We start from the raw sequence: 21,410 nt of genomic DNA on the forward strand, positions 1-21,410 counted from the left end.
GGAAGATATAGTATAGGGCGGAAATAATATGATATTCCCGATAGGAATAGAAATTTGCTGGCACCGGCCGTAGGTGCACTGACTGTACTGGCACTGGACTGGCGCGAGGTTAGCGCAGCGTACCTCGTGCCTGATATGAAGGGAGGCTGTGCCTCCCCACACCAGAACGATACTCGCCCGCACAACTCAGTCCCGCCTTGCCGCTGGCGCGGCAGTGGAGGCGCAGCCTCCACCTCATGCTTGGGCACGAGGTACGCTGCGCTAACCTCGCGCCAGTACAGCACACTTCCGCAGCTTCAACCGGCTGCCAGCCTATCTTTTCCGCTGTAATTCCCCGCGCTTTCTATTTTCTTTGACAAACAAACTCTACCGCCACTCGCCGGCCTGCGCCGGCGCAACTTTTCTTTCCGTGTTCAATTTCCGTTTCCGCGTTGCCGGGCTGCTGCTGTTGCTGCTGTGGGCACCACGCCTTTTCGCGCAGCCAGCCGCCGCCGGCGGGCCCCTGCTCACGCCGGCTCAGTTTCTGGGCTACGAGCTGGGCTCCCGCTTTACTACTCACGCCGATTTGCTCCGCTACGTCGACCACGTGGTGCAGCATAGCCCCGACCGGATGAAGCTGCAACGCTACGGCCAGACCTATGAGCACCGGCCCCTGGCGCTGGTGCAGGTGGCGTCGGCGGCCAACCTGAGCCGGCTGGACGACATCCGCCGCAACAACCTGCGTCTGGCGGGGCTGGAAACCGGCCCGGCCGCCACGGCCGGAGCGCCGGGCGTGGTGTGGCTGAGCTACAACATCCACGGCAACGAGGCTGTATCGTCGGAGGCAGTGATGCAGGTGCTCTACGACCTAGCCAACCCCCAAAACCAGCAGACCCAGCAGTGGCTGCAGAATACCGTTGTGCTGGTGGACCCCTGCGTGAACCCCGACGGCCGGGAGCGGTATGCGCAGTGGTACAACCGCGTGAGCAACCGCCAGCCCAACGCCTCGCTCTACGCCTGGGAGCACCACGAGCCCTGGCCCGGTGGGCGGTTCAACCATTACTTCTTCGACCTGAACCGCGACTGGGCCTGGCAAACCCAGCAGGAAAGCCAGTTTCGCCTGGCCGTGTACAACCAGTGGCTCCCGCAGGTGCACGCCGACTTCCACGAAATGGGCCTCGACGACCCGTACTACTTCTCGCCCGCCGCCAAGCCCTACCACGAGGACATTACGCCCTGGCAGCGCACCATGCAAAACGTTATTGGTGACTACAACCGCCGCGTCTTCGACCAGAACAACTGGCTCTACTTCACCCGCGAAACCTACGACCTGTTCTACCCCAGCTACGGCGACACCTACCCGTCGTTCAATGGGGCCATTGGCATGACCTACGAGCAGGGCGGCTCGGGCCGGGCCGGCGTGCGGGCCGTGAAGTCGGATGGCGACACGCTCACGCTGGCCCAGCGCATCAGCCACCACCACGCGGCCAGCCTGGCTACCATTCAGGCCACGGCCGAGCGCCACGACCAGCTGCTGAAGGAATACCAGAGCTACTTCAGCCAGGCCCGCACCAAGCCCCGCGGACCCTACAAAACCTTTGTGGTGGCCAGCGGCAACGACCCCGGCCAATTGCGCGCCCTCACCCAGTTCCTGGACCGCCAGGGCATCCGGTACGGCTACGCGCCCCGGCGTACCAATGCGCGTGGCTTCAACTACACTACCGGCCGGGAGGAAAGCGTGAAAATCGAGCCCCGCGACCTAGTGGTGAGCATGTACCAGCCCAAATCGACGCTGACCAAAGTGTTGTTTGAGCCCCGGCCTTCCTTGGAAGATTCCCTTACTTACGACATCACGGCCTGGGCCGTGCCCTACGCGTTTGGGCTGAAGGCCTACGCCCTGCGGGACCGGCTGGAAGGCAGCGCCACCCGGCCGGCGGCCACCGCCGCAGCTCCGGCAGCTACCGAGCGGCCTTACGCCTACGTGGCCCGCTGGAACAGCCTGCAAGACCTGCGCTTTCTGAGCCGCCTGCTTCAGCAAAAAGTAAAGGTGCGCGTGGCCCAGCGCGGCTTCGAGGCCGAGGGGCAGCAGTACCAGCCCGGCACGCTTGTCGTTACCCGCACCGGCAACGAGAGCCTGGGCACCCGCTTCGACCAGCTTGTGCGCCAGCAGGCCGACTCGGCGGGCGTGGCCCTACAAGCCGTGAAGTCGGGGTTCTCGACTACTGGCGCCGACTTGGGCTCGGGCTACGTGCGCTTCGTGAACCGGCCCAACGTGGCGGTGGTAGCCGGGCCGGGCATCTCGCCCACCGCATTTGGGGAGGTATGGCACTTTTTTGAGCAGCAGATTGGCTACCCGGTCACGGTGCTGGGGGCCGAGTATCTGCGCAATGTGCCCCTCAACAAGTTCGACGTGCTCATCCTGCCCGATGGCGACTATTCCGACCTTTACTCGGAGCGCAGCCTGGAAGCCCTAAAAACCTGGGTGCGGGGTGGCGGCCGACTTATTGCCCTGGAAGGCGCCGCCGCCTATCTGAGTAATAAGAAAGACTTCCTGCTGAAAACCAAGCCCGCTGCCGACAGCGCCGCCCGCAAAAAGAACCCCTATGCCGCCCTGCGCCGCTTTGCCGATGCCGAGCGGGAGCAAATCGGGGAGCGGGTGCAGGGCAGCGTCTACCGCGTGCAGCTCGACAACACCCACCCGCTGGCTTTCGGCTACGGCAGCACCTACTACGCCCTGGTGCGCGACACGCTCAACTACCGCTTCCTGCCCGAAGGCGGCTGGAACGTGGGCGTGCTCAAGCGCAACAGCTACGCCGCCGGCTTCGCGGGCCGCAAAGCCCAGCGCACCCTCACCGATACCTTCGTGCTGGGCACCCAGGACATGGGCCGCGGCCAAGTGGTGTACCTCGCCGACAACCCCCTGTTCCGGGCGTTCTGGCAAGGCGGCAAGCTGCTGTTCGGCAACGCCGTGTTCTTCGTGGGGCAGTAGGACCACAGCGGCGGTTGCGTCCTGGCAACAAAAAGCCCTGCCAGCTACCTGGCAGGGCTTTTCGCGCGGTAAAGAAGAGAGAAACTAGTCCGTGACTTTATCGACGCCTTTCTTCACCCCTTTTTTGGTGGCCTTGTAGCCTTTCTTGGCAACACGGCCGGTTTTCTGGCCTGCTTTCTTCGCGGTACGGCCCGTCCGGTCAATTACCTTGCCGGCGCGGGTTTTCTCGTCGGTATCCGTGGTGGTCGTGGCTGTCGTGGTAGTGGTTGAGGTGCTCTGGCTCATGGTGCCGGAGCCCGACATGCTACCCGAAGTAGTGCCCTGAGTCATGGTACCCTGCGTGCCTTGGGTGCTTTGCGTGGAGGTGCCCTGGGTCATGGTACCCTGGGTGGAAGCGCCGGTGGCACCCGTAGAGCCCGTGGTAGTGGTGCCTTGTGCGAAAGCCGAAACGCCAGAGAAGGCCACAAAGGCCAGCAACATGCTTATCTTTTTCATGACAATTAGATGCAAGTGAAATTAGAAACTGCACCATGTACGCACATTGATAAATAAGGATATACTCCTCGGCAGAGTGCCCGCCACTGTACAGACGCAACATCCTGTGGCTCATCGTTAAACGATGTCACGCAGCAGTTTCAAGAACAACGCGCTTGGCCGATATAGAGTCCCGAACCGCCCATCGGTGCAGCCAAGGGTCGCGGCTCTACAGCTACTGGCACCGCTTCTACTCGCCCGAACGAAGAGACGCATGGATGCGCCTCTACACTAAACTGGCCTCCTGTGGCAGCAGCAAAGACGAGTCGCCGTAGCTCAGGAAGCGGTAGTTGTGGGCCAGGGCGTGGTCGTACACGCGGCGCCAGTTGTTGCCGAGCAGGGCGGCTATCAGCAGGAGCAGGGTGCTTTCAGGCTGGTGGAAATTGGTGATGAGGCCCTGGGTGAGGCGGAAACGGTAACCGGGCGCAATCAGCAGCTGGGTGGTGGCGTGTAGCTCCTGGCTGCCATTGGCTTCCAGATGGGACAGCAAAGTCCTTAGTGCTGCTTCTACGGGCACTTCAGCCTCCGGCTTGTATGGCTCCCACTGCCCTACGTGCAGGGTGTCAGCACCTCCGGTAGCCGGCTGCCGGGCCAGGCGCGCCCCCAGCCAATATAAGCTTTCCAGGGTGCGCAGGCTGGTGGTGCCCACCGGAATAACGGGGCGCGGCAAGTGGGCCAGCAGCTGCCGTAACGTAGTCTGCGTCACGCTGATAGGCTCCCCGTGCATGGGGTGGCCAGCCATGCGCTCGGCTTTCACGGGTTGAAACGTGCCGGCCCCCACGTGCAGCGTGACGCGGGCCGAGGCCGTACCATGCTGGGCCAGTTGGACCAGCACCTCGTCGGAAAAGTGCAGGCCGGCGGTGGGGGCAGCTACGGCGCCTTCCTGGGCCGCGTACACGGTTTGGTAACGCACGGCATCCACGTCGGTGTCGGTGCGGTTGAGGTAGGGCGGCAGGGGCAAATGGCCGGCGGCCCGCAGCACCTCGGCAAAGGGCAGGTGGGCCGGCGTCCAGCTGAACCGAATCAGGGCGTAGCCTTCGCCCTGCTCCATCCGCTCGGCCGTCAGCACGGCCGGCTGACCATCGGCGGCAAACGCCAGCGTCACTGGCCCCGACTTCCACCGCTTGCCATTGCCCACCAGGCATTTCCACACGCAGCTGCCGGTTTGCTGCATGGCGGGCTCAATGGCCCGGTGCGGCGCCACCGGCTCCAGACAAAACAGCTCCACTATGCCCCCCGTAGGCTTGTGCGCAAACAGCCGGGCGCGCACTACTTTGGTGTCGTTGAATACCAGCATGGAGGCAGCGGGCAGCAACTGGGGCAATTCGTAAAAATGTCGGTCGGTGATAGCGCCGCCCTGGTACACCAGCAGCTTGGACTGGTCGCGCTGGGGCAAAGGCTCCGCCGCAATGCGCTCCGCGGGAAGCTGGTAGGTAAAGTCGTGAATGGAAAGCTGACGAGGATCAGGAGCTGAGACAGTCATAGGCTGCAAAGGTACGCCGCCCTTTATTGGCTCCGATACCTCATTTACTGACCCGTGCCCACATTGGCGGGCCTCTAGCCTGCTACCGTCCGAGCCGTTAGGACGAGGCGTGTGGTACCGTTCCAGCGTCTCGTTCTGATGAGGCAGGCCGGGACCTCCCGAATAACCAGCACAGGGCGCAGCCTCGCGCTGTCGGAATACTGTTGACGGATGGTCAGTGTCGCCTCACTGAGGCCTTACACACAAAGTATGCGCTGTTCTCTACCGATATACCGTCCCCTCGGGGCTGCCGTTTCGTAGGCCTCTGCTCACCACGGCCGCTTACCTTGCCCTTCGGAAAAACATGAGGTGCTGCTGCGGCAACGATTCCACAGTATTTACCAGCTCCAAACCTACGGCGGCCAGCTCCCGTTTGGCCTGGGCAATGCTCATTTTGTGAATGCGCTTGATGGGCACGTTCGGGGCCTCGGCCCGGTATTCTACCAGCGCCACACGGCCGGTAGGCGAAAGAGAGTTGCGAATGGCGCGCATCATCTCGCGCGGGTGGTCGAACTCATGGTAGGCATCCACGATGAGCACCACATCAACAGCGCCGGCGGGCAGGTTGGGGTTTTGGGTGGTGCCCAGCACGGGCTCTACGTTGGCAGCGTTGTAGCGGGCCTTGTTGGTGCGCAGGGCGGCCAGCATTTCCGGCTGAATATCCACGGCCAGCACCTTACCGCGCGGCACTAGCGGGCTGATGCGGAAAGTGAAGTACCCAGTGCCAGCGCCTAAGTCGGCCACTACGTCGGTGGGCTTTAGTTTCAGCTCCCGCAGCAAAAGGTCGGTGGCTTCTTCCTTCTCCCGGTCGGGGCGCTCCAGCCAGCCTGCTCCCTCGTGGCCCATCACGTGAGCAATCTGGCGGCCCAGGTAATACTTGCTGATGCCGTTCAGGTCTTCGGGGGCCCGCCGCTCGTAGCCGCTGGTATCAGGAGCCACGACAGATTGCACCGACTGGGCCATTACGGCGGCGCTTTCCATGGGCGGCTGGGTGCAGGCCACAGGCGCGGCTAGCACGCTCATAATCAGGCCACACAGGTGCGAAGGAGAGGGAAAAGACATGGCTCTGCAAGCAAGATAAGGTAACGTATCCTAACGCGACAATCTACAGAAGCGTTCGGCAGATAGAGCGTAGGTAGCCGTTGGCTAAGCTCTGCCGCAGAACTGATGAGTATAATAGAGTATAATATAATCTGGGAAAAATACGCGGCGGGTTCTGCTTTTTATGAATACACTTTCTACTTTGGCCCGTACAAACACACAAAATTCTCTTTTCACCAAACTTCCTTTCTCATGAAGCACCTATCCGGACTCCTGCACAAGCTGACGACGGTGGCCGCCGTGGCCGTGGCCCTGACTAGCTGCAACCGCGCCGAGTACGCCATGCTGCCCAAAACGTCGTCGGCGTACCATGGCACCCAGCGCGCAGTGGTAGTGAAGCCAGCTTCCGCCGCTGTTGAGGCAAACGAAACCACTGCTCCGGCTATTGCGGCGCCTGGGCAAACCGCACCCGTTGCCACTCCCAGCGTGGCTGCTAAGCCGGCTCAGGTGGCCTCAGCACCTGCCACCGCTGTTGCTGCGCCTGCCAAAGCTGCCACGCCAGCCAAAACCGCCGCCGCTCCCAAGCTAAACCTGGCGCAGAAGGCACTAGTGAACAAGCTGGCCAAGAAAGCTGATAAGCTGGCCGCTAAAGCGCAGCTGAACAAGAAGTCGGAAACTGCTTCCAAGGAAGACGCCAACGCCATTAGCCGCAACATCAAGCTGGGCATTATCCTGCTGCTCATCGGTATTCTGGTGGGCCTCATCATCCCAATCCTGGGTACCGTCATTGCCATCATCGGCATTGTGTTTATCGTGCTGGGCTTGCTCGATGAGGTGTAAGCCTTTGCCTACTGCATAACAGCAACCGCCCCGACTACGGCCGTAGTCGGGGCGGTTTGCATAGAAGGGGTTGCGTCTCTACAGTTGCTATGGCGACGACTGACGATGCCAGCTGTCCGCCTACATCGGGTCCACGTCAGCAGCGATGCGCACTTGCTTGAGCTCCTTCTGGTCGCGCACCAGGTTCATGGCCTCCAGAATATCGGCTTTAGCGGAGCGCAGCACGGTATGTTCGCGGCTGAGCTTGATGGTGATTTCCTGCAAGTAGAAGTTGCGGATGCGGAAAATGTAGGGCGCCTCGGGGCCCAGCACGGCCTCCCGGCCCAGGCGGTTTACCAGTTCCTGCGTGAGCAGGATGGCCGCCCGCTCGCCCACCAGCTGGTCCATGTGCTTCACCGTGAGCCGGATGATGCGCATAAACGGCGGGTAACCATGCTCACGCCGCTGGCTGATTTCGTACTCGTAGAAATCCAGGTAGTCGTTGCGAATCACCTTATCAAAAATGACCTGGGCCGGGTCGCCGGTCTGGATGATGACGCGGCCTTTCTTACCCTTGCGGCCGGCCCGCCCGCTCACCTGCACAAACATCTGAAAGGCCCGCTCGTGGGCCCGGAAGTCAGGATAGTGAATAATGGAATCGGCGTTGATGATGCCCACTAGGCTCACGTTGGCGAAGTCCAGGCCTTTGGTCACCATTTGCGTGCCCACCAGGATGTTGGTGCTCTGCTTCTCGAAGTCGGCAATAATCTGCTGATAGGCGTTTTTGGCGCGGGTAGTGTCCAGGTCCATGCGCTGCACGTTGGCCTGGGGCAGCATCACCTTCAGGTCGTCCTCCAACTTCTCGGTGCCGAAGCCCACGGTTTTGAGGTTGCGGGAGCCGCAAGCCGGGCACTGCACCGGCATCCGCTCGTGGTAGCCGCAGTAGTGGCAGCGCAACTCGTGGGCGTGCTTGTGGTAGCTCAGGCTCACGGCGCAGCTCTGGCACTTGGGTATCCAGCCGCAGTCGAGGCAGTTGATGAAGGGGGCATAGCCGCGGCGGTTCTGGAACAGAATTACCTGCTCCTGAGCCGCTAGCTTGCCTTCCATGGCCTGCATCAGCTCGGGCGTGAAGTGGTTGTGCATGGTTTTCTGCTCCCGGCTCTTGCGGGTGTCCACCAGCTCAATTTCCGGCAGGCCGGCCTCCCCAAACCGCTTGGTCAGCGTTACGAGCCCATAGCGGCCGGTGCGGGTCTGATAGTAGGTCTCAACGGCGGGCGTGGCCGAGCCCAACAGGGTTTTGGCGCCCTGAAAGTTGGCCATCATCAGGGCCACCTCGCGGGCGTTGTAGCGCGGGGCCGGGTCGTACTGCTTGTAGCTCGACTCGTGCTCCTCGTCCACAATCACTAGCGCCAGGCTGTCGAAAGGCAGAAATACCGCCGAGCGCACCCCAATCACCACCTGAAACCGCCCCGACAGCACCCCGTTCCACACCTCCACCCGCTCGTTGTCGGAGAACTTGGAGTGGTACACGCCCAGGCGGGAGCCAAACACCCGCATCAGTCGGGTTACAATCTGGGCCGTGAGGGCAATTTCGGGCAGCAGGTACAGTACCTGTCCGCCCCCATCCAGGGCCTCCCGAATCAGGTCGATGTAGATTTCCGTCTTGCCCGCTCCCGTTACGCCGTGCAGCAGCACGATGTCCTGGGTCTGGAACTGGCGCATGATGTCCTGGCGGGCCTCCTGCTGGGCTTCGCTCAGGGTGAAGTGCAGCTTGGCCGTGGCGTCGTCCTCGTCCAGCGGGAAGCGCGACACAATCTGGTCGAACTGCTCCAGGATGCCATTTTTGATGAGGGTGTTGACGGCGGAAGGCGAGAGGTGGGGGGCGCTGGTGAGGGCGGCCTTTTCCATGCCCTTGTGGTTGGCGTGCTCGTTCTGGTACACCGGCACCCGCTGCAAGTAGCGCATCAGCACGTCGAGCTGCTTGGGCTTGGCGGCCAGCTGGGCAAACAGCTGCTCCAACGCTGCTTCGGCCACAAAATGGTGGGCCAGGCGCACTTTCTTCACCACCTTGGGCGAGTACTTGTCCTGCAAATGCTCAAACAAGAACACCACGTCCTTCTGCATCAACGACTTGATGTACTTATGGAAGGACGCAATGCCGAGCAGCTCACCTACCTCGGTAAAGGTCAGGGACTTGCCTTCCTCGCCGGTGGTCAGGGTGTCCACAATCTTCTGTTCCTGCTCACCCAGCGGGTACGGGTTGGTGCCGGGGTCGAAGGCGGGGTGGAGCTGCACGCGGCTTTCCGAGCTAAGCTTGAGGGCCGACGGCAGGGCCGCGTTGATAACCTCGCCCAGGGTGCAGAGGTAGTAATCAGCCATCCAGCGGAACAGCTTGAGCTGGGGCTGGGTCACCACCGGCGCGTCGTCGATAAACTCCAGGATGTACTTGGCCTGGTAGTGCGCGGGCGGGGTTTCGTGCACGGCCGCCACAATGCAGCTCAGCGTTTTCTTGGCCCCGAACTGCACAATCACCCGGCCCCCGATTACCACCTGGTCGTTCAGCTCGAACGGCACGCGGTAAGTGTAGAGCCGGGGCAGCGGCAGCGGCAGAATCACGTCGGCAAACAGCGTAACGCGGTCAGCGGCCGGTTCGGGCTGGGGCTGTACAAAGTCAAACGTGAGGCTCAAGGACCGCAGGGCAAGAGGTGAGCAATAGGGGCGCTTTGCCTGCACCAACCGGCCTCAGTGGGCCACCGGCAGACAAGGTAGCGCGGGCGTTGGGAGCCACGCGCCGCAGCAGAACAAGTAGTAAAGATAAGCTACCCGCCCCCACCGCGGAAACGATGCTAAGAAATTCAACAATCAGCAGCAGACAAACAAAAACCGGCCTGCCAAGGCCGGTTTTTGGGGAGGAAAGCTACAGCTGGTAAAAGGTACCTGGACAGCATTTGCTTGCCAAGCCAATAAACTGGTAGCCGCCAGTAGCTTTAGAGTGAGCCGCGTGCCAGTGCGCAGGTCAAGCAGATTCCGGCGCGTCGGGGGCTGGCTTACGGCGCGGGGCGTGGGGCCTACGCGGAACTGGTTCGGGAGGGGCCGGACTGAGCGCTGGTGCTTCGGGCGGCGAAGGGGCTGCCACCGCCGGTGCGCCCGGACGGCGTGCCGGGCGTCTACGGGCCGGAGTTGCTGGCGGGGCTGGGGCAGCTTCGTTAGGCGCTGCTGGGGCCGGTGGCTCCACCGGAGTATCTGGCTGAGGTGCCGGCCGCCGCCGGTTTCGCGGAGCTGGCGCCGGAGTAGCTTCTGCCGGCGGGGCAGCAGCTGCGGGTGTGGGCAGAGCCGGCGTTTCAGCGGCTGCCGGTGCCGTTGGGGCGGCCGGCTCGGCAGGAGCCCGGCGCGGGGCGCGGGGCTTGGCCGATGCATTCCGGCGCTTTGGCGGAGGCGGCGCATGTCCGGCCTCTGGTTCGGGTGCTGCTGCGGGCGAAGCTATTTCGGGCGCAGGCTCAGGGGCGGGTTCTGGCGCTGAAGGCACAGCAGCCACCACTGGTTCTGGTGTTGCGTCAGCGTTAAGCACAGCTGGGGCTGCTGGACTAATGGGCTCGGCCTCCTGAGTCGAGGCTTCGGCCGATATAGCGTACAGCGGCTGCCTGTTGCGGCCCGCCGGTTTCTCGTTACGGCCCCCGCGGCGGTTGTTACGGTTGCGGCGGGAGCGGCCTTCCGCTGATTCCGCTTCCGCTTCTGCGGGAGCCTGCGAGACTGCTGGCTCAGCTGGCAGAGCAGGAACTGGTTCCTCCGGGCGGTTGGTGCGGCGTAACTCTTCCTCGGTGATGTAGATAACATCAGCCTCCGGGGCAGTTGGCTCAACGGCTGGCTCCGCAAGGGTAACATCTTCAGTTTGCGCAACTAGCGCCGCCTCCGATTCAGGCGCAGCATCAGGCTGGGTTGCGGCCGCAGCAGCTTCGGCGGCAAGGCGTGCCTGCTTGCGCTTAGTGCGCTTGGCGCCGCCCCGCGACCGGCGCTTCTTCTTCCGGACCGGCTCCCCGGTTTCCGCATCCGACTCGGAAGACTCCTCGGTGTCGTCGGTTTCGTCTTCCAGCAGAGCCGCTGTGTATGCCTGCTCGTACGCCAGTTCCGGCGAGTTGGCGGCCTCGCCGTTGGATTCGGCTTCGCTTTCTGGTTCGAGTAGTACCCCGGCGCCGGCGCCCACCAAGGTAGCGGCGGGGGCAGAAGCAGTAGCTTCTTCCTCCAGCGTTCCGATGTCAATCCGCTCCTCCTCATCTTCCTCCTCTTCCGGCTCGGGAGCTGGTGGGGGAGGAGGCAGGGGCAAGGCGGCCAGCTCCCGCTCCACGTGCAGCAGCTCCATGCGCACATCGGCTTGGGCACTGATCTTGCGCAGCCGCTCCAGGGTGCTTTCCAGAAACTGCCGGTGCTCCGGGGCCGCCGGGTGCAGCGGCCGGTGGTGCAGGGCCTGCCGGATACTTTCCCACTCCTTCTTGAACCGCCCAAACGCTGCGTCAAAATACGTGCGCGTAAACCGTTCCCAGATATAGTCCTCGGCTACTGCCGAGGGGTGCAGCATGTCGGCGGCGTAGAAGCGGTAGTCGCGCAGGTCGTCCAGGAGCAGCTCGTAGGCCGGGAAGTACGACACGTCGGGCAGCAACTCACTCAGGTAGTGGCACGCTACCCGCAGCATGGATTTGCTGGCTGAGTTCAGCACCAGCGTCTCCTTGAGGTGGCGCACGGGGCTTACCGTCAGCACGAAGCGCAGGCGCGGGTTGATGCGGCGCAGATAGGCGTGGGTTTCGGCTACGGCGGCAATAATTTCATCGGCCGTCAGCAGCTCCTTATCAAACTTCTCGGCCGGTACCTTGTGGCAGTTACTGATGATTTCCTGGGTTTCGCGCAGGCGGTAGGCGTAGGCCGTGCCCAAGGTCAGCACCACCACGTCGGCCGTGGCCAGAAACACGCCTGTTTCCCGCGTCAGGCTCTGGATGCGCTGGAGCAGCTCCACCGGCGAGTCGGCCCCGATTTCGGCGTGTAGGTCGTAGCTCTGCCAGCGGCCCCTGGCTTCCACCAGGTGCTGCTGCCAGTCCATATCCTCACCGGCCGCCGCCCGCAGCAGCTTGCAGGCCGAAATCGGGTTGAACACGGTACCAAAAGGGTTGGCTAGCGTTGCCACCTTAAACTCAGCGAGGCGCAAGCCAATAGAGTCCGAAAAGCAAGAGCCTATCGTCAGCACCCGAGCCGTAGGCGGCAGCTGGTGGGGATGGGGCGTAAGCGGAAGTTCAGTACGAAACATTTCATCTAATACGGCCCGCAACGGGCCAACGGACAGGCAACCTACTCAACATCCCCCGTTCGGCCAAAATCACTGGATTTTGCCAACAAGGTGCCCCCGAACGCGAAAGGGGTACAAATGTCAAGCTATAGAACGTGCCGGCAAGTATACGTTATGCTCGGAAGCTGTTGCCTATCGTATAAGCAGTACCTTCTTATAAGGTAAAAAAAGCGCCCGGCTGCCAAAGCAACCGGGCGCTTGTAAACGCAGCAAGCCGCAGCTTATTCGGCTACCACGTTGAAGCGAACCTTGTGCTTCACCTCACGGTGCAGATCCACAGTGGCGGTGTACTCGCCCACGGCACTCGGCTCCGAGTCGAACGACAGGCGTCTGCGCTCCACGTCGATGCCCTTGGCCTTCAGCGTATCGGCCAGCTGCAAGGTGGTCACCCGGCCGAAGATACGGCCGCTTTCGCCCACCTTAGCCGGAATTTCCAGCACCACGTCCCCGATTTTGTCGGCCACAGCTTGCGCATCAGCCTTAACCTTCTCGGCTTTGTGGGCCGCCTGACGGATGTTTTCAGCTACGATTTTCTTGTTGCTTTTGTCGGCTAGGATGGCCAGCCCCTGCGGCAGCAGGTAGTTGCGGCCGTAGCCGGGCTTCACCGTCACGATATCGTTCTTGTAGCCCAGGCCCTTTACGTCGTCTTTCAGGATTACTTCCATGTCTTTAATGTAGAAGTGAGACTAAGAGAAGTGAGAGGTGAGACGATGTTCTGACGCCAGCGCCACTAGAACATCGTCTCACTTCTCGCCTCTCACCATCTCATGTCTATGCTTATTTCAGCGAGTCGGTTACGTAGGGCATCAGGGCCAGGTGGCGGGCTTTGGCCACAGCCTGCGCTACTTTACGCTGGAACTTCAGGCTGGTGCCGGTAATGCGACGCGGCAGCACGCGGCCCTGCTCGTTTACGAACTTCAACAGGAAGTTCGGGTCTTTGTAGTCCACGTACTTGATGCCGTTCTTCTTGAAGCGGCAGTACTTCTTGCGCGTATCCTGCTTGTGGATTTTTTCGTTGGCGAGGCTCATCTACTTATTGGGCTACGGCTTCCGATTGTTGTTTGGCTTTTTGCTGGTTCATCTCGCCATTGCGGCGGCGCTGGTTGTACGCTACAGCGTGCTTGTCCAGTACCGTGGTCAGGAAGCGGATAATCCGCTCGTCGCGGCGGAAGGCCAGCTCCAGCGTGTCCACGATGTTGCCTGAGCCAGTGAACTCCACCAGAAAGTAATAGCCGGTCGACTTCTTCTGAATGGGATACGCCAGCTTCTTGAGGCCCCAGGCCTCGGTGTTGATAATGTCGGCGCTATTTTCCTTAAGCACCTGGGTGAACTTCTCGACCGTCTCTTGCACCTGGCTCTCGTTCAGCACGGGAGTCAGAATGAAGACCGTCTCGTAATTTCTTACTTCCATTACGACGGGGTGAAAAAATGGTGAAAAACTGAAATGAGGGGCAAAGATAAGACGATTCCTGGTAAAGTGTAGCTGTGAACTATACTTTATTCAGGATAAATCTTTGCTAACAATTTGAGGATCATAGCCAAACTTTAGCCCCGGATTAGCAGTTGACCAGTTGCATACTAGCACCGGGCCAGTGGCCTCGATGGTGGTAGAATGGCGATGGGGCTACTCCTTATAGTAAGGAGAACAAGAGAACAGAATCGGGGATGGATTGCTAGTGCTTTTAGAATGTTTCTAAGCAAGCAGCCAGGGCGAAAATTAGCGAAAGCCGGTTTGTTCTCTGGGTTTCCCAACCTACATTTGTGGCCTTGAAGCACCCCCGCGTTTCTTTTTTCCAGTCAACTTGTGCTATGAATAGCATCCGACTTCGTTCCTTACCTCATCTCTTTCTGGCTCTGTTCCTGACCATTGCTACCCTGGGTACGTCGGTGGGCCAGAACACGGGCGATGCTCCGGCCGTGAGCAAAGAAGGAGTAACTCCCGGCGCTACGGCCGCCGCTACTACCGCAACTGCCACGGCTCCGGCTGCCGGCGGAGGCGACGCCGCCGCTATTGCGGCCGGCGATGCTCTGTTTAAAGGCAACTGCGCCCAGTGTCACGCTATTGAGGGCGTAGTGGTTGGTCCGGCCCTGGGAGGTATCACCAAGCGCCGCCCGGTTTCCTGGCTGATTCCCTGGATTCGCAACTCCAGCAAAATGGTGGCCAGCGGCGACGAATACGCCGTGAAAATCTTCAACGAGTATCAGAAGCAGCAAATGCCCAGCTTCCAGCTGAGCGACGACGAAATCAAGTCGATTCTGGCCTACATTACGGCGGAAGAAGGCAAGTCGGCTGGTGCGGGCGCAATGGATGCCAAAACGAACATCACGCCCGCCGATGGAGCAGAAACGCCCGGCAACGGCGCTGCTGGGGCAGAAGCTGGTGCCGGCAAGTACATGAACGTGCTGCTCATCGTGCTGGTGGTGGTACTGATTGTACTGGTGGTAACGCTGGTTATCATTGCCAACATCATGAAAGACGTGCTGCGCGGCCGCAAAGACCTCGACGGCCGCGACCGGGAGCTGATTGAGCAGCGCTTCGACTTCACTAAGATTTACAAGTCGCCGGTGGTGCGCGGCATTGTCGGGACGGTGTTCGTGCTGGCTGTGCTTTACGAAACCATTCAGGGCGTAATGGCCGTGGGCTTGCAGCAGGGTTACCAGCCTACCCAGCCCATTGCTTTCTCGCATAAGCTGCACGCCGGGGAGCACCAGATTAACTGCGCCTACTGCCACACTTCGGTATATAAGAGCAAGTCGGCCAACATTCCTTCGGCCAACATCTGTATGAACTGCCACTCGCAGATCAAAACCGAGTCGCCGGAGATTCGCAAAATCTACCGCGCCATCGAGCGGAAGCAGCCCATTCAGTGGGTGCGCGTGCACAACCTGCCTGACCTAGCTTACTTCAACCACGCCCAACACACGCAGGTAGGCGGTATTGAGTGCCAGACCTGCCACGGCCCCATCCAGAACATGGAAGTGGTGTACCAGTACTCGGCCCTGACTATGGGCTGGTGCATCAACTGCCACCGCGAAACCCCGCTGAACACCAAGGGCAACGGCTACTACGACAACCTCGTGAAGCTGCACGATAAAGCCAACAGCGCCGTGCCGTTCACGGTGTCGTCGAACGGTGGTACGGAGTGCTCGAAGTGCCACTATTAATCGGTTCTAAGGTTTGGGAGCTTGGGTTCTTGATTAAGATGCCCAAGCTCACCCAGACCACTTAAGCCAACAGCCTCCAAAACAAAGCATTGCACTTGCGGACTACTTCGGGTCAGGAAACCAAGACCCTTCGTCCCCAAGACCCCAAGACCCCACACAAATGCAAGAGTCGCCTAAGTACTGGAAGGGAATAGAGGAACTGGAGAACTCGCCGGAGTTTATCAAGAACGCCCTCACGGAGTTTGCAGACTTCCTGCCGGTGAAGGATACGCATGGCACGTCGGATGCTACTGTGGCTCCGCGCCGCGACTTTCTCAAGCTCATGGGCTTCGGCATTGCCGCCGCCACCCTGGCCAGCTGCGAAGCCCCCGTACGGAAGGCCATTCCGTACCTGAATAAGCCCGAGGAGGTTGATCCGGGCATTCCCAACTTCTACGCTTCCACTTACTTCAACGGCCAGGATTACAACAGCGTCCTGATCAAGACCCGCGAAGGCCGCCCGATCAAGCTGGAAGGCAACCCGGAGTCGCCGATTACCCGCGGTGGCTTATCGGCCCGTGCCCAGGCTTCGGTGCTGAGCCTCTATGATGGCGGCCGGTTAAAGAACTTTGCCATTGATGGCAAGCCGGCTGACAAAGACCTGGTGGACCAGCGTGTGCGCACCGCCCTGGCTAGCACAACCGGTAAGATTGCCATTGTGTCGCCGACTATTATCAGCCCGTCGACCAAGAAGGTAATTGCCGAGTTTGCGGCCCGCTTCCCCAATACCGAGCACGTGATGTACGACGCCAATTCGGTATCGGGCCTGCTGCGCGCCAATGGCGGCGTTCTGCCTTCGTTTGACTTCAGCAAAGCCAACGTCATTGTCAGCTTCGGCGCCGATTTCCTGGGCACCTGGATTTCGCCGGTAGAATACGCTCAGCAGTACGTCGCCAACCGGAAAGTATCGACGGAGAAGAAAACGATGTCGCGGCACTTCCAGTTTGAGTCGGCTATGACGTTGACTGGGGCTAATGCCGACGTACGGGTGCCACTGAAGCCCTCAGAAGTTGGTGAGGCGGTGCTGGCCCTCTACAACGAAGTGGCTGGCGGCGGCAGCGCCTCCACTTACAACAATGCCCAACTGAAGAAAGCCGCGCGGGAGCTGAAAGCCGCCGGTGGCCGCGCCTTGGTGGTAGCCGGCTCCAACGACCCGGCTGTTCAAACGCTGGTAGCAGCCATCAACCGCGCCCTTGGTTCTGTAGCCATCGACACTGCGGCACCCTCCCTGGTTCGTCAGGGCGACGATGCCCGCATGGCTCGTCTGGTGCGTGAGATGAACAGTGGCCAAGTAGGTGCCGTCATCTTCTACCACGCCAACCCCGTCTTCGACCACCCATTGGGTGAGCAGGTGGTGGCAGGACTGAAGAAGGTGAAGACTACTATTTCTCTCAACGACCGGCTCGACGAAACCGGTTCTCTGTGCACCTACGCCGCTCCCGACCACAACTGGATGGAGTCGTGGAACGACTACGAGCCGAAGCGCGGCTACCTGAGCCTGGCGCAGCCGGTGATTACGCCGCTGTTTGCTACCCGGCAGGCCCAGGATTCGCTGCTAACCTGGGCTGGCAACCCCACCAGCTACTACCACTACCTCCGCAACCAGTGGCGCGGGGTGCTGGGCGGCAACTTCCAGAAGGCCTGGGACAAAGCTGTGCACGACGGCGTGGCCCGCGGCACCGCCACACCGGCTACTGCCGTACCGGTTGCCCCGGCGCTGGATGTTAACGGAGCTATTGCCGCCATTAAGTCGGCTCCCAAGGCTGCCGGCGTTGAGTTGTGCATCTACGAAAAGGTGGGTATTGGCAACGGCAACGTAGAAGCTAATAACCCCTGGCTGCAAGAGCTGCCCGACCCGGTTTCGAAAGCTACGTGGGGCAACTACGTAGCGGTGCCCCGCGCCATGGCCGTGGAGCAGCAGTGGGAGCAGGGCGACGTGGTGAAGGTAACGGCTAATGGCAAGTCGGTTGAGCTACCCGTGCTGATTCAGCCGGGCCAAGCGGCCGGCAGCATCAGCATTGCCCTGGGCTATGGCCGCACCAAAGCCGGCCGGGTTGGTGACCAGGTAGGGGCCAACGTGCTGCCGCTGGCACCCACGCGCAACGACGCCATTAGCTACCACACTGCCGTGCAGCTGAGCAAGACCGACGCTAAGTCGCCCATTGCCCAGACGCAGACCCACCACACCATGATGGACCGCAAGCCGGTGGTGCAGGAAGCTACCCTAGCGCAGTACATCAAGAACCCCAAGGAAGTCACCGAATACGAGCGTATCTCAACGCCAGAGGGCCTGGAGAAACCTAACAAGGTGTCGTTGTGGCAGGACTACGAGTACAAGAACCACCACTGGGGCATGGCCATCGACCTGAACTCGTGCATTGGCTGCGGCTCGTGCGTCATCGGGTGCCAGGTAGAAAACAATGTGGCCGTAGTAGGCAAGCAGGAAGTGCTTAACCGTCGCGAAATGCACTGGATGCGCATCGACCGGTACTACAGCTCCGACCACCACAAGGAAGAGTTCGAGCAGGAAGGCAAGCTAGCTACCTACGCCGCCATGGAAGACCCTTCGGAAAATCCGCAGGTTATCTTCCAGCCTATGCTCTGCCAGCACTGCAACCACGCCCCCTGCGAAACGGTGTGCCCCGTACTGGCTACTACGCACAGCTCGGAAGGTCTCAACCAGATGACTTACAACCGCTGCGTGGGTACCCGCTACTGCGCCAACAACTGCCCCTATAAAGTGCGCCGTTTCAACTGGTTCTCGTACTACTCTAACGAAAAGTTTGAAGCCGTAAACAGCCACATGTTCACCGACCTGGGCCGCATGGTGCTGAACCCGGACGTTACGGTGCGTGCCCGCGGTGTAATGGAAAAATGCTCGTTCTGCGTGCAGCGGATTCAGCTCGGTAAACTGGAAGCCAAAAAGCAGAAGCGCCGCCCGAAAGATGGGGAGGTGGTAACGGCCTGCGCGCAGTCCTGCCCCACGCAAGCCATTGTGTTCGGCGACATGCGTGACCCGGCTTCGCGCATCTCGCAGCTCTTGCGCCGTGAAGACGGTGAGCGGGCTTTCCATGCCCTCGATGCCCTGAACGTGCAACCCAATGTCACGTACCTGACGAAGATTCGCAACACGGAAACGTCGGAATTCAACGCCTAACCTCGGGACTAGATTGTTGGGGACTTAGGGACTTGGTTTTCAGTTCGGAAGCCTTTTCCAATTCGCCGAAAACCAAGTCCCCAAGTCCCTAAGACCCCAACAACATAATTCACAACACTATGCAGCACGTATCGCCTGTACGGGAGCCGCTCGTTACCGGGGGGAAAACGTACCACGACGTCACCCAGGACGTGTGCCGCCAAGTAGAAGCCAAGCCCAACATTCGCTGGATGGCTGCTCTGAGCGTTGCACTGCTTCTCCTCGGCGTCTTCTTCTACTCCGTGTACCGCACCCTGTGGTACGGTATCGGGGAATGGGGGCTCAACAAAACCGTTGGTTGGGCTTGGGATATCACCAACTTCGTGTGGTGGGTAGGTATTGGCCACGCTGGCACGCTGATTTCGGCCGTACTGCTGCTGTTCCGCCAGAAGTGGCGGACCTCCATCAACCGGGCGGCTGAAGCCATGACCATCTTCGCCGTAATCTGCGCCGCTATGTTCCCGGTGCTGCACATGGGCCGTCCTTGGCTCGCATACTGGGTGTTTCCCTTCCAGAATACGTTCGGTTCGCTGTGGGTGAACTTCAATTCGCCACTGCTCTGGGACGTATTCGCTATTTCGACTTACTTCTCGGTTTCGCTCGTATTCTGGTACACGGGCCTGATTCCTGACTTTGCTACCATCCGCGACCGGGCCAAAGGCCCGATTGCCAAGCGTGCGTACGCCCTGCTAAGCTTCGGCTGGCGCGGCTCGGCCAAGCACTGGTCACGCTACGAAACGGTGTCCCTGATTCTGGCCGGTGTTTCGACTCCGTTGGTACTGTCGGTACACACCATTGTATCAATGGACTTTGCTACCTCGGTGGTTCCGGGCTGGCACACCACCATCTTCCCGCCCTACTTCGTGGCCGGTGCTATCTTCTCGGGCTTCGCCATGGTGCTCACGCTGATGCTGATTACCCGCGTGGTGTTTAAGCTGGAAGACTATATTACGCTGGAGCACATTGCTCTCATGAACAAAATCATGATGATTACGGGCTCCATCGTAGGGGTAGCGTACATCACCGAGTTTTTCATTGCCTGGTACTCGCAGGTTGAGTTCGAGCAGTACGCCTTCATTAACCGCGCCACGGGTCCTTACTGGTGGGCCTACTGGTCGATGATGACCTGCAACGTGATTTCGCCCCAGCTGGTGTGGATTCGTCGCATTCGCTATAGTATCCCGGCCACGTTCGTGCTGTCCATCATCGTAAACATCGGGATGTGGTTTGAGCGCTTCGTAATCATCGTTACCTCGCTGCACCGCGACTACCTGCCGTCGAGCTGGGTGATGTTCTCGCCCACCATCATCGACATTGGCATATATGTGGGCACAATTGGTTTGTTCTTCACTCTGTTCCTGCTGTTTGCCAAGTTCTTCCCGGTAATCAACATGGCGGAAGTGAAGTCGGTGCTGAAGTACACCGTCGACAATGGCCCCACCTACACCGGTGTCGACAAGCACCAGCACGCTCATCAGCCCGCTACCACCCACGGAGTTCCGGCTTCGGCCCCTGTAAACTACAACAAGCATGACTAAGCGCTTCGCCCTCGGCATCTTCGACGACGAAGACGTGCTGCTGCACGCCGTTGAAAACGTCCGCGAAGCGGGCGTAAAGATCTACGAAGTTTTTACGCCGTTTCCGGTGCACGGCATCGACGAGGCTCTAGGCATCGAACGTTCCCGGCTACCCATTGCGGCATTCTTCTACGGCCTTACCGGCCTGAGCTTCGCTCTGTGGATGCAGATCTACATGCTGGGCTTTGACTGGCCGATGATTATTGGCGGTAAGCCGCACATTGCGCTGCCGGCCTTTATCCCGGTTGCCTTTGAGATGACGGTTCTCTTCTGCGCACACGGCATGATGATTACCTTCTTCCTCATCAGCAAGCTCTGGCCGCGGTGGAAAGTGCCCGTTCTGGATGTGCGCTCCACCGACGATAAGTTTGTGATGGCAATCGAGGTAAATGAAAATACCGACATAGGCAAGCTAACGCAGCTGCTGCGTGAAAACGGCGCTTCGGAGGTGAACCAAAAAGAAATGTCCAAGTTCTAATGACGCATTCGCTGAAAATAAGTCTGCAAGCGTCGGCCGTGCTGCTGGCTTCGGTGTTCATCACCGCCTGCAACCGCGCCGATGATACTGGTCTGGAGTATGCTCCGGAGATGTATGACCCGATTCCATACGAACCGTTGAAGCAGCTAAATGCCAATAAGGTCAATCCCATGGGCCTCAACCAGCGTGTTCCGGCTGTTGGTACAGTGCCACGTGGTAAGATGGACTATTACACCCACATCGGTAAAGACGATGTGGAAACGGCAGAGCGGGTTCTAAAGAATCCCTTTGCCTATACTAAAGCCAATCTGGAAGAAGGCAAAGTGCTGTACACCCGGATATGCTCCCAGTGTCACGGTGAGAACGGCGACGGCCAGGGGCCGGTAGGTTTAAAGTTTAAAGGCGTACCCAATTATTCGGCTGGCGCTTATAAGAACATGAATGATGGGCACATATACCACGTCATTCAGTGGGGCCGCAACCGCATGATGCCGCACGGCTCCATCGTGAATCCCAAGGAGCGCTGGAAGATTGCCATGTATGTTCGGGCACTGCAATTGGGTAAAGGTCCCGATGGTGTAGCCGATTTCCTCGGCGCCCAAGCAGTGGCTCAAGACTCTTCACAGATGACGGACCGCGCCAACCAATCACCGGTACTGGAGGCTCAGGCAGATAAAGCCTCGTCCCTACCAGGGCAGGGAGATGGAGCACGAAACGGCACGGCAAACTAAACCTACCT

15 protein-coding genes are annotated in these 21,410 nt (G+C 60.1%); 7 read left to right on the forward strand and 8 right to left on the reverse strand.

The genetic code is table 11. The annotated features are described in order from the left end of the window. The first annotated feature begins 352 nt into the window (after positions 1–352). On the forward strand, positions 353–2,968 hold the full coding sequence (locus OIS53_RS00285) for a M14 family metallopeptidase (protein ID WP_264680388.1): 2,616 nt from the start codon (positions 353–355) through the stop codon (positions 2,966–2,968). A gap of 84 nt (positions 2,969–3,052) precedes the next feature. On the opposite strand, the gene OIS53_RS00290 is transcribed toward OIS53_RS00285, so the two are convergent. The 3 genes from OIS53_RS00290 to OIS53_RS00300 form a co-directional block, all read right to left on the reverse strand. Further along, on the reverse strand, positions 3,053–3,463 hold the full coding sequence (locus OIS53_RS00290; RefSeq protein ID WP_264680389.1) for a hypothetical protein: 411 nt from the start codon (positions 3,461–3,463) through the stop codon (positions 3,053–3,055). 265 nt (positions 3,464–3,728) lie between these two features. Continuing rightward, positions 3,729–4,985 (reverse strand): S-adenosylmethionine:tRNA ribosyltransferase-isomerase, encoded by a 1,257-nt coding sequence (locus OIS53_RS00295; RefSeq protein ID WP_264680390.1) that lies wholly within the window; start codon positions 4,983–4,985, stop codon positions 3,729–3,731. Positions 4,986–5,306: 321 nt separating this feature from the next. Continuing rightward, positions 5,307–6,086, reverse strand: a complete 780-nt coding sequence (locus OIS53_RS00300; RefSeq protein WP_264680391.1) for a class I SAM-dependent methyltransferase — start codon at positions 6,084–6,086, stop codon at positions 5,307–5,309. A 231-nt stretch (positions 6,087–6,317) separates the two neighbouring features. On the opposite strand from OIS53_RS00300, the gene OIS53_RS00305 reads away from it, so the two are divergent. Then, positions 6,318–6,905, forward strand: coding sequence for a hypothetical protein (locus OIS53_RS00305; RefSeq protein ID WP_264680392.1), 588 nt, complete (start codon positions 6,318–6,320; stop codon positions 6,903–6,905). Between the two features lie 120 nt (positions 6,906–7,025). On the opposite strand, the gene priA is transcribed toward OIS53_RS00305, so the two are convergent. The 5 genes from priA to rpsF all read right to left on the reverse strand — a co-directional run bounded on the left by priA (position 7,026) and on the right by rpsF (position 13,627). Then, complete coding sequence (priA, locus tag OIS53_RS00310) at positions 7,026–9,572, reverse strand: replication restart helicase PriA (protein ID WP_264680393.1); 2,547 nt, start codon at positions 9,570–9,572, stop codon at positions 7,026–7,028. Between the two features lie 328 nt (positions 9,573–9,900). Further along, complete coding sequence (locus OIS53_RS00315) at positions 9,901–12,177, reverse strand: GSCFA domain-containing protein (RefSeq protein ID WP_264680394.1); 2,277 nt, start codon at positions 12,175–12,177, stop codon at positions 9,901–9,903. A 260-nt stretch (positions 12,178–12,437) separates the two neighbouring features. Continuing rightward, positions 12,438–12,881 (reverse strand): 50S ribosomal protein L9, encoded by a 444-nt coding sequence (rplI, locus tag OIS53_RS00320; protein WP_264680395.1) that lies wholly within the window; start codon positions 12,879–12,881, stop codon positions 12,438–12,440. Positions 12,882–12,993: 112 nt separating this feature from the next. Beyond that, positions 12,994–13,245 carry a 30S ribosomal protein S18 gene (rpsR, locus tag OIS53_RS00325; RefSeq protein WP_086593116.1) on the reverse strand — a complete coding sequence of 84 codons (252 nt, stop codon included), beginning with the start codon at positions 13,243–13,245 and terminating at the stop codon, positions 12,994–12,996. Positions 13,246–13,249: 4 nt separating this feature from the next. Continuing rightward, on the reverse strand, positions 13,250–13,627 hold the full coding sequence (rpsF, locus tag OIS53_RS00330) for a 30S ribosomal protein S6 (protein WP_264680396.1): 378 nt from the start codon (positions 13,625–13,627) through the stop codon (positions 13,250–13,252). Positions 13,628–14,025: 398 nt separating this feature from the next. On the opposite strand from rpsF, the gene OIS53_RS00335 reads away from it, so the two are divergent. The 5 genes from OIS53_RS00335 (at position 14,026) to OIS53_RS00355 (ending at position 21,402) form a co-directional block, all read left to right on the forward strand. Then, positions 14,026–15,381 carry a cytochrome c3 family protein gene (locus OIS53_RS00335; protein WP_264680397.1) on the forward strand — a complete coding sequence of 452 codons (1,356 nt, stop codon included), beginning with the start codon at positions 14,026–14,028 and terminating at the stop codon, positions 15,379–15,381. A 160-nt stretch (positions 15,382–15,541) separates the two neighbouring features. Then, entirely contained in the window at positions 15,542–18,577 is a 3,036-nt protein-coding gene (locus tag OIS53_RS00340) for a TAT-variant-translocated molybdopterin oxidoreductase (protein ID WP_264680398.1), read from the forward strand. A 119-nt stretch (positions 18,578–18,696) separates the two neighbouring features. Next, positions 18,697–20,154: an NrfD/PsrC family molybdoenzyme membrane anchor subunit gene (nrfD, locus tag OIS53_RS00345; protein WP_264680399.1), complete on the forward strand. Its 1,458-nt coding sequence runs from the start codon at positions 18,697–18,699 to the stop codon at positions 20,152–20,154. Continuing rightward, a complete protein-coding gene (locus OIS53_RS00350; RefSeq protein WP_264680400.1) occupies positions 20,147–20,671 on the forward strand; it encodes a DUF3341 domain-containing protein in 525 nt (174 codons plus the stop codon). Before nrfD ends, OIS53_RS00350 begins: the two co-directional genes overlap by 8 nt. Then, positions 20,671–21,402: a c-type cytochrome gene (locus OIS53_RS00355; protein WP_264680401.1), complete on the forward strand. Its 732-nt coding sequence runs from the start codon at positions 20,671–20,673 to the stop codon at positions 21,400–21,402. Before OIS53_RS00350 ends, OIS53_RS00355 begins: the two co-directional genes overlap by 1 nt. The last annotated feature ends 8 nt before the right edge of the window (positions 21,403–21,410 follow it).

It is taken from the genome of Hymenobacter sp. YIM 151500-1 (genome assembly GCF_025979885.1).
In the GTDB taxonomy this organism is placed as follows: Bacteria; Bacteroidota; Bacteroidia; order Cytophagales; family Hymenobacteraceae; genus Hymenobacter.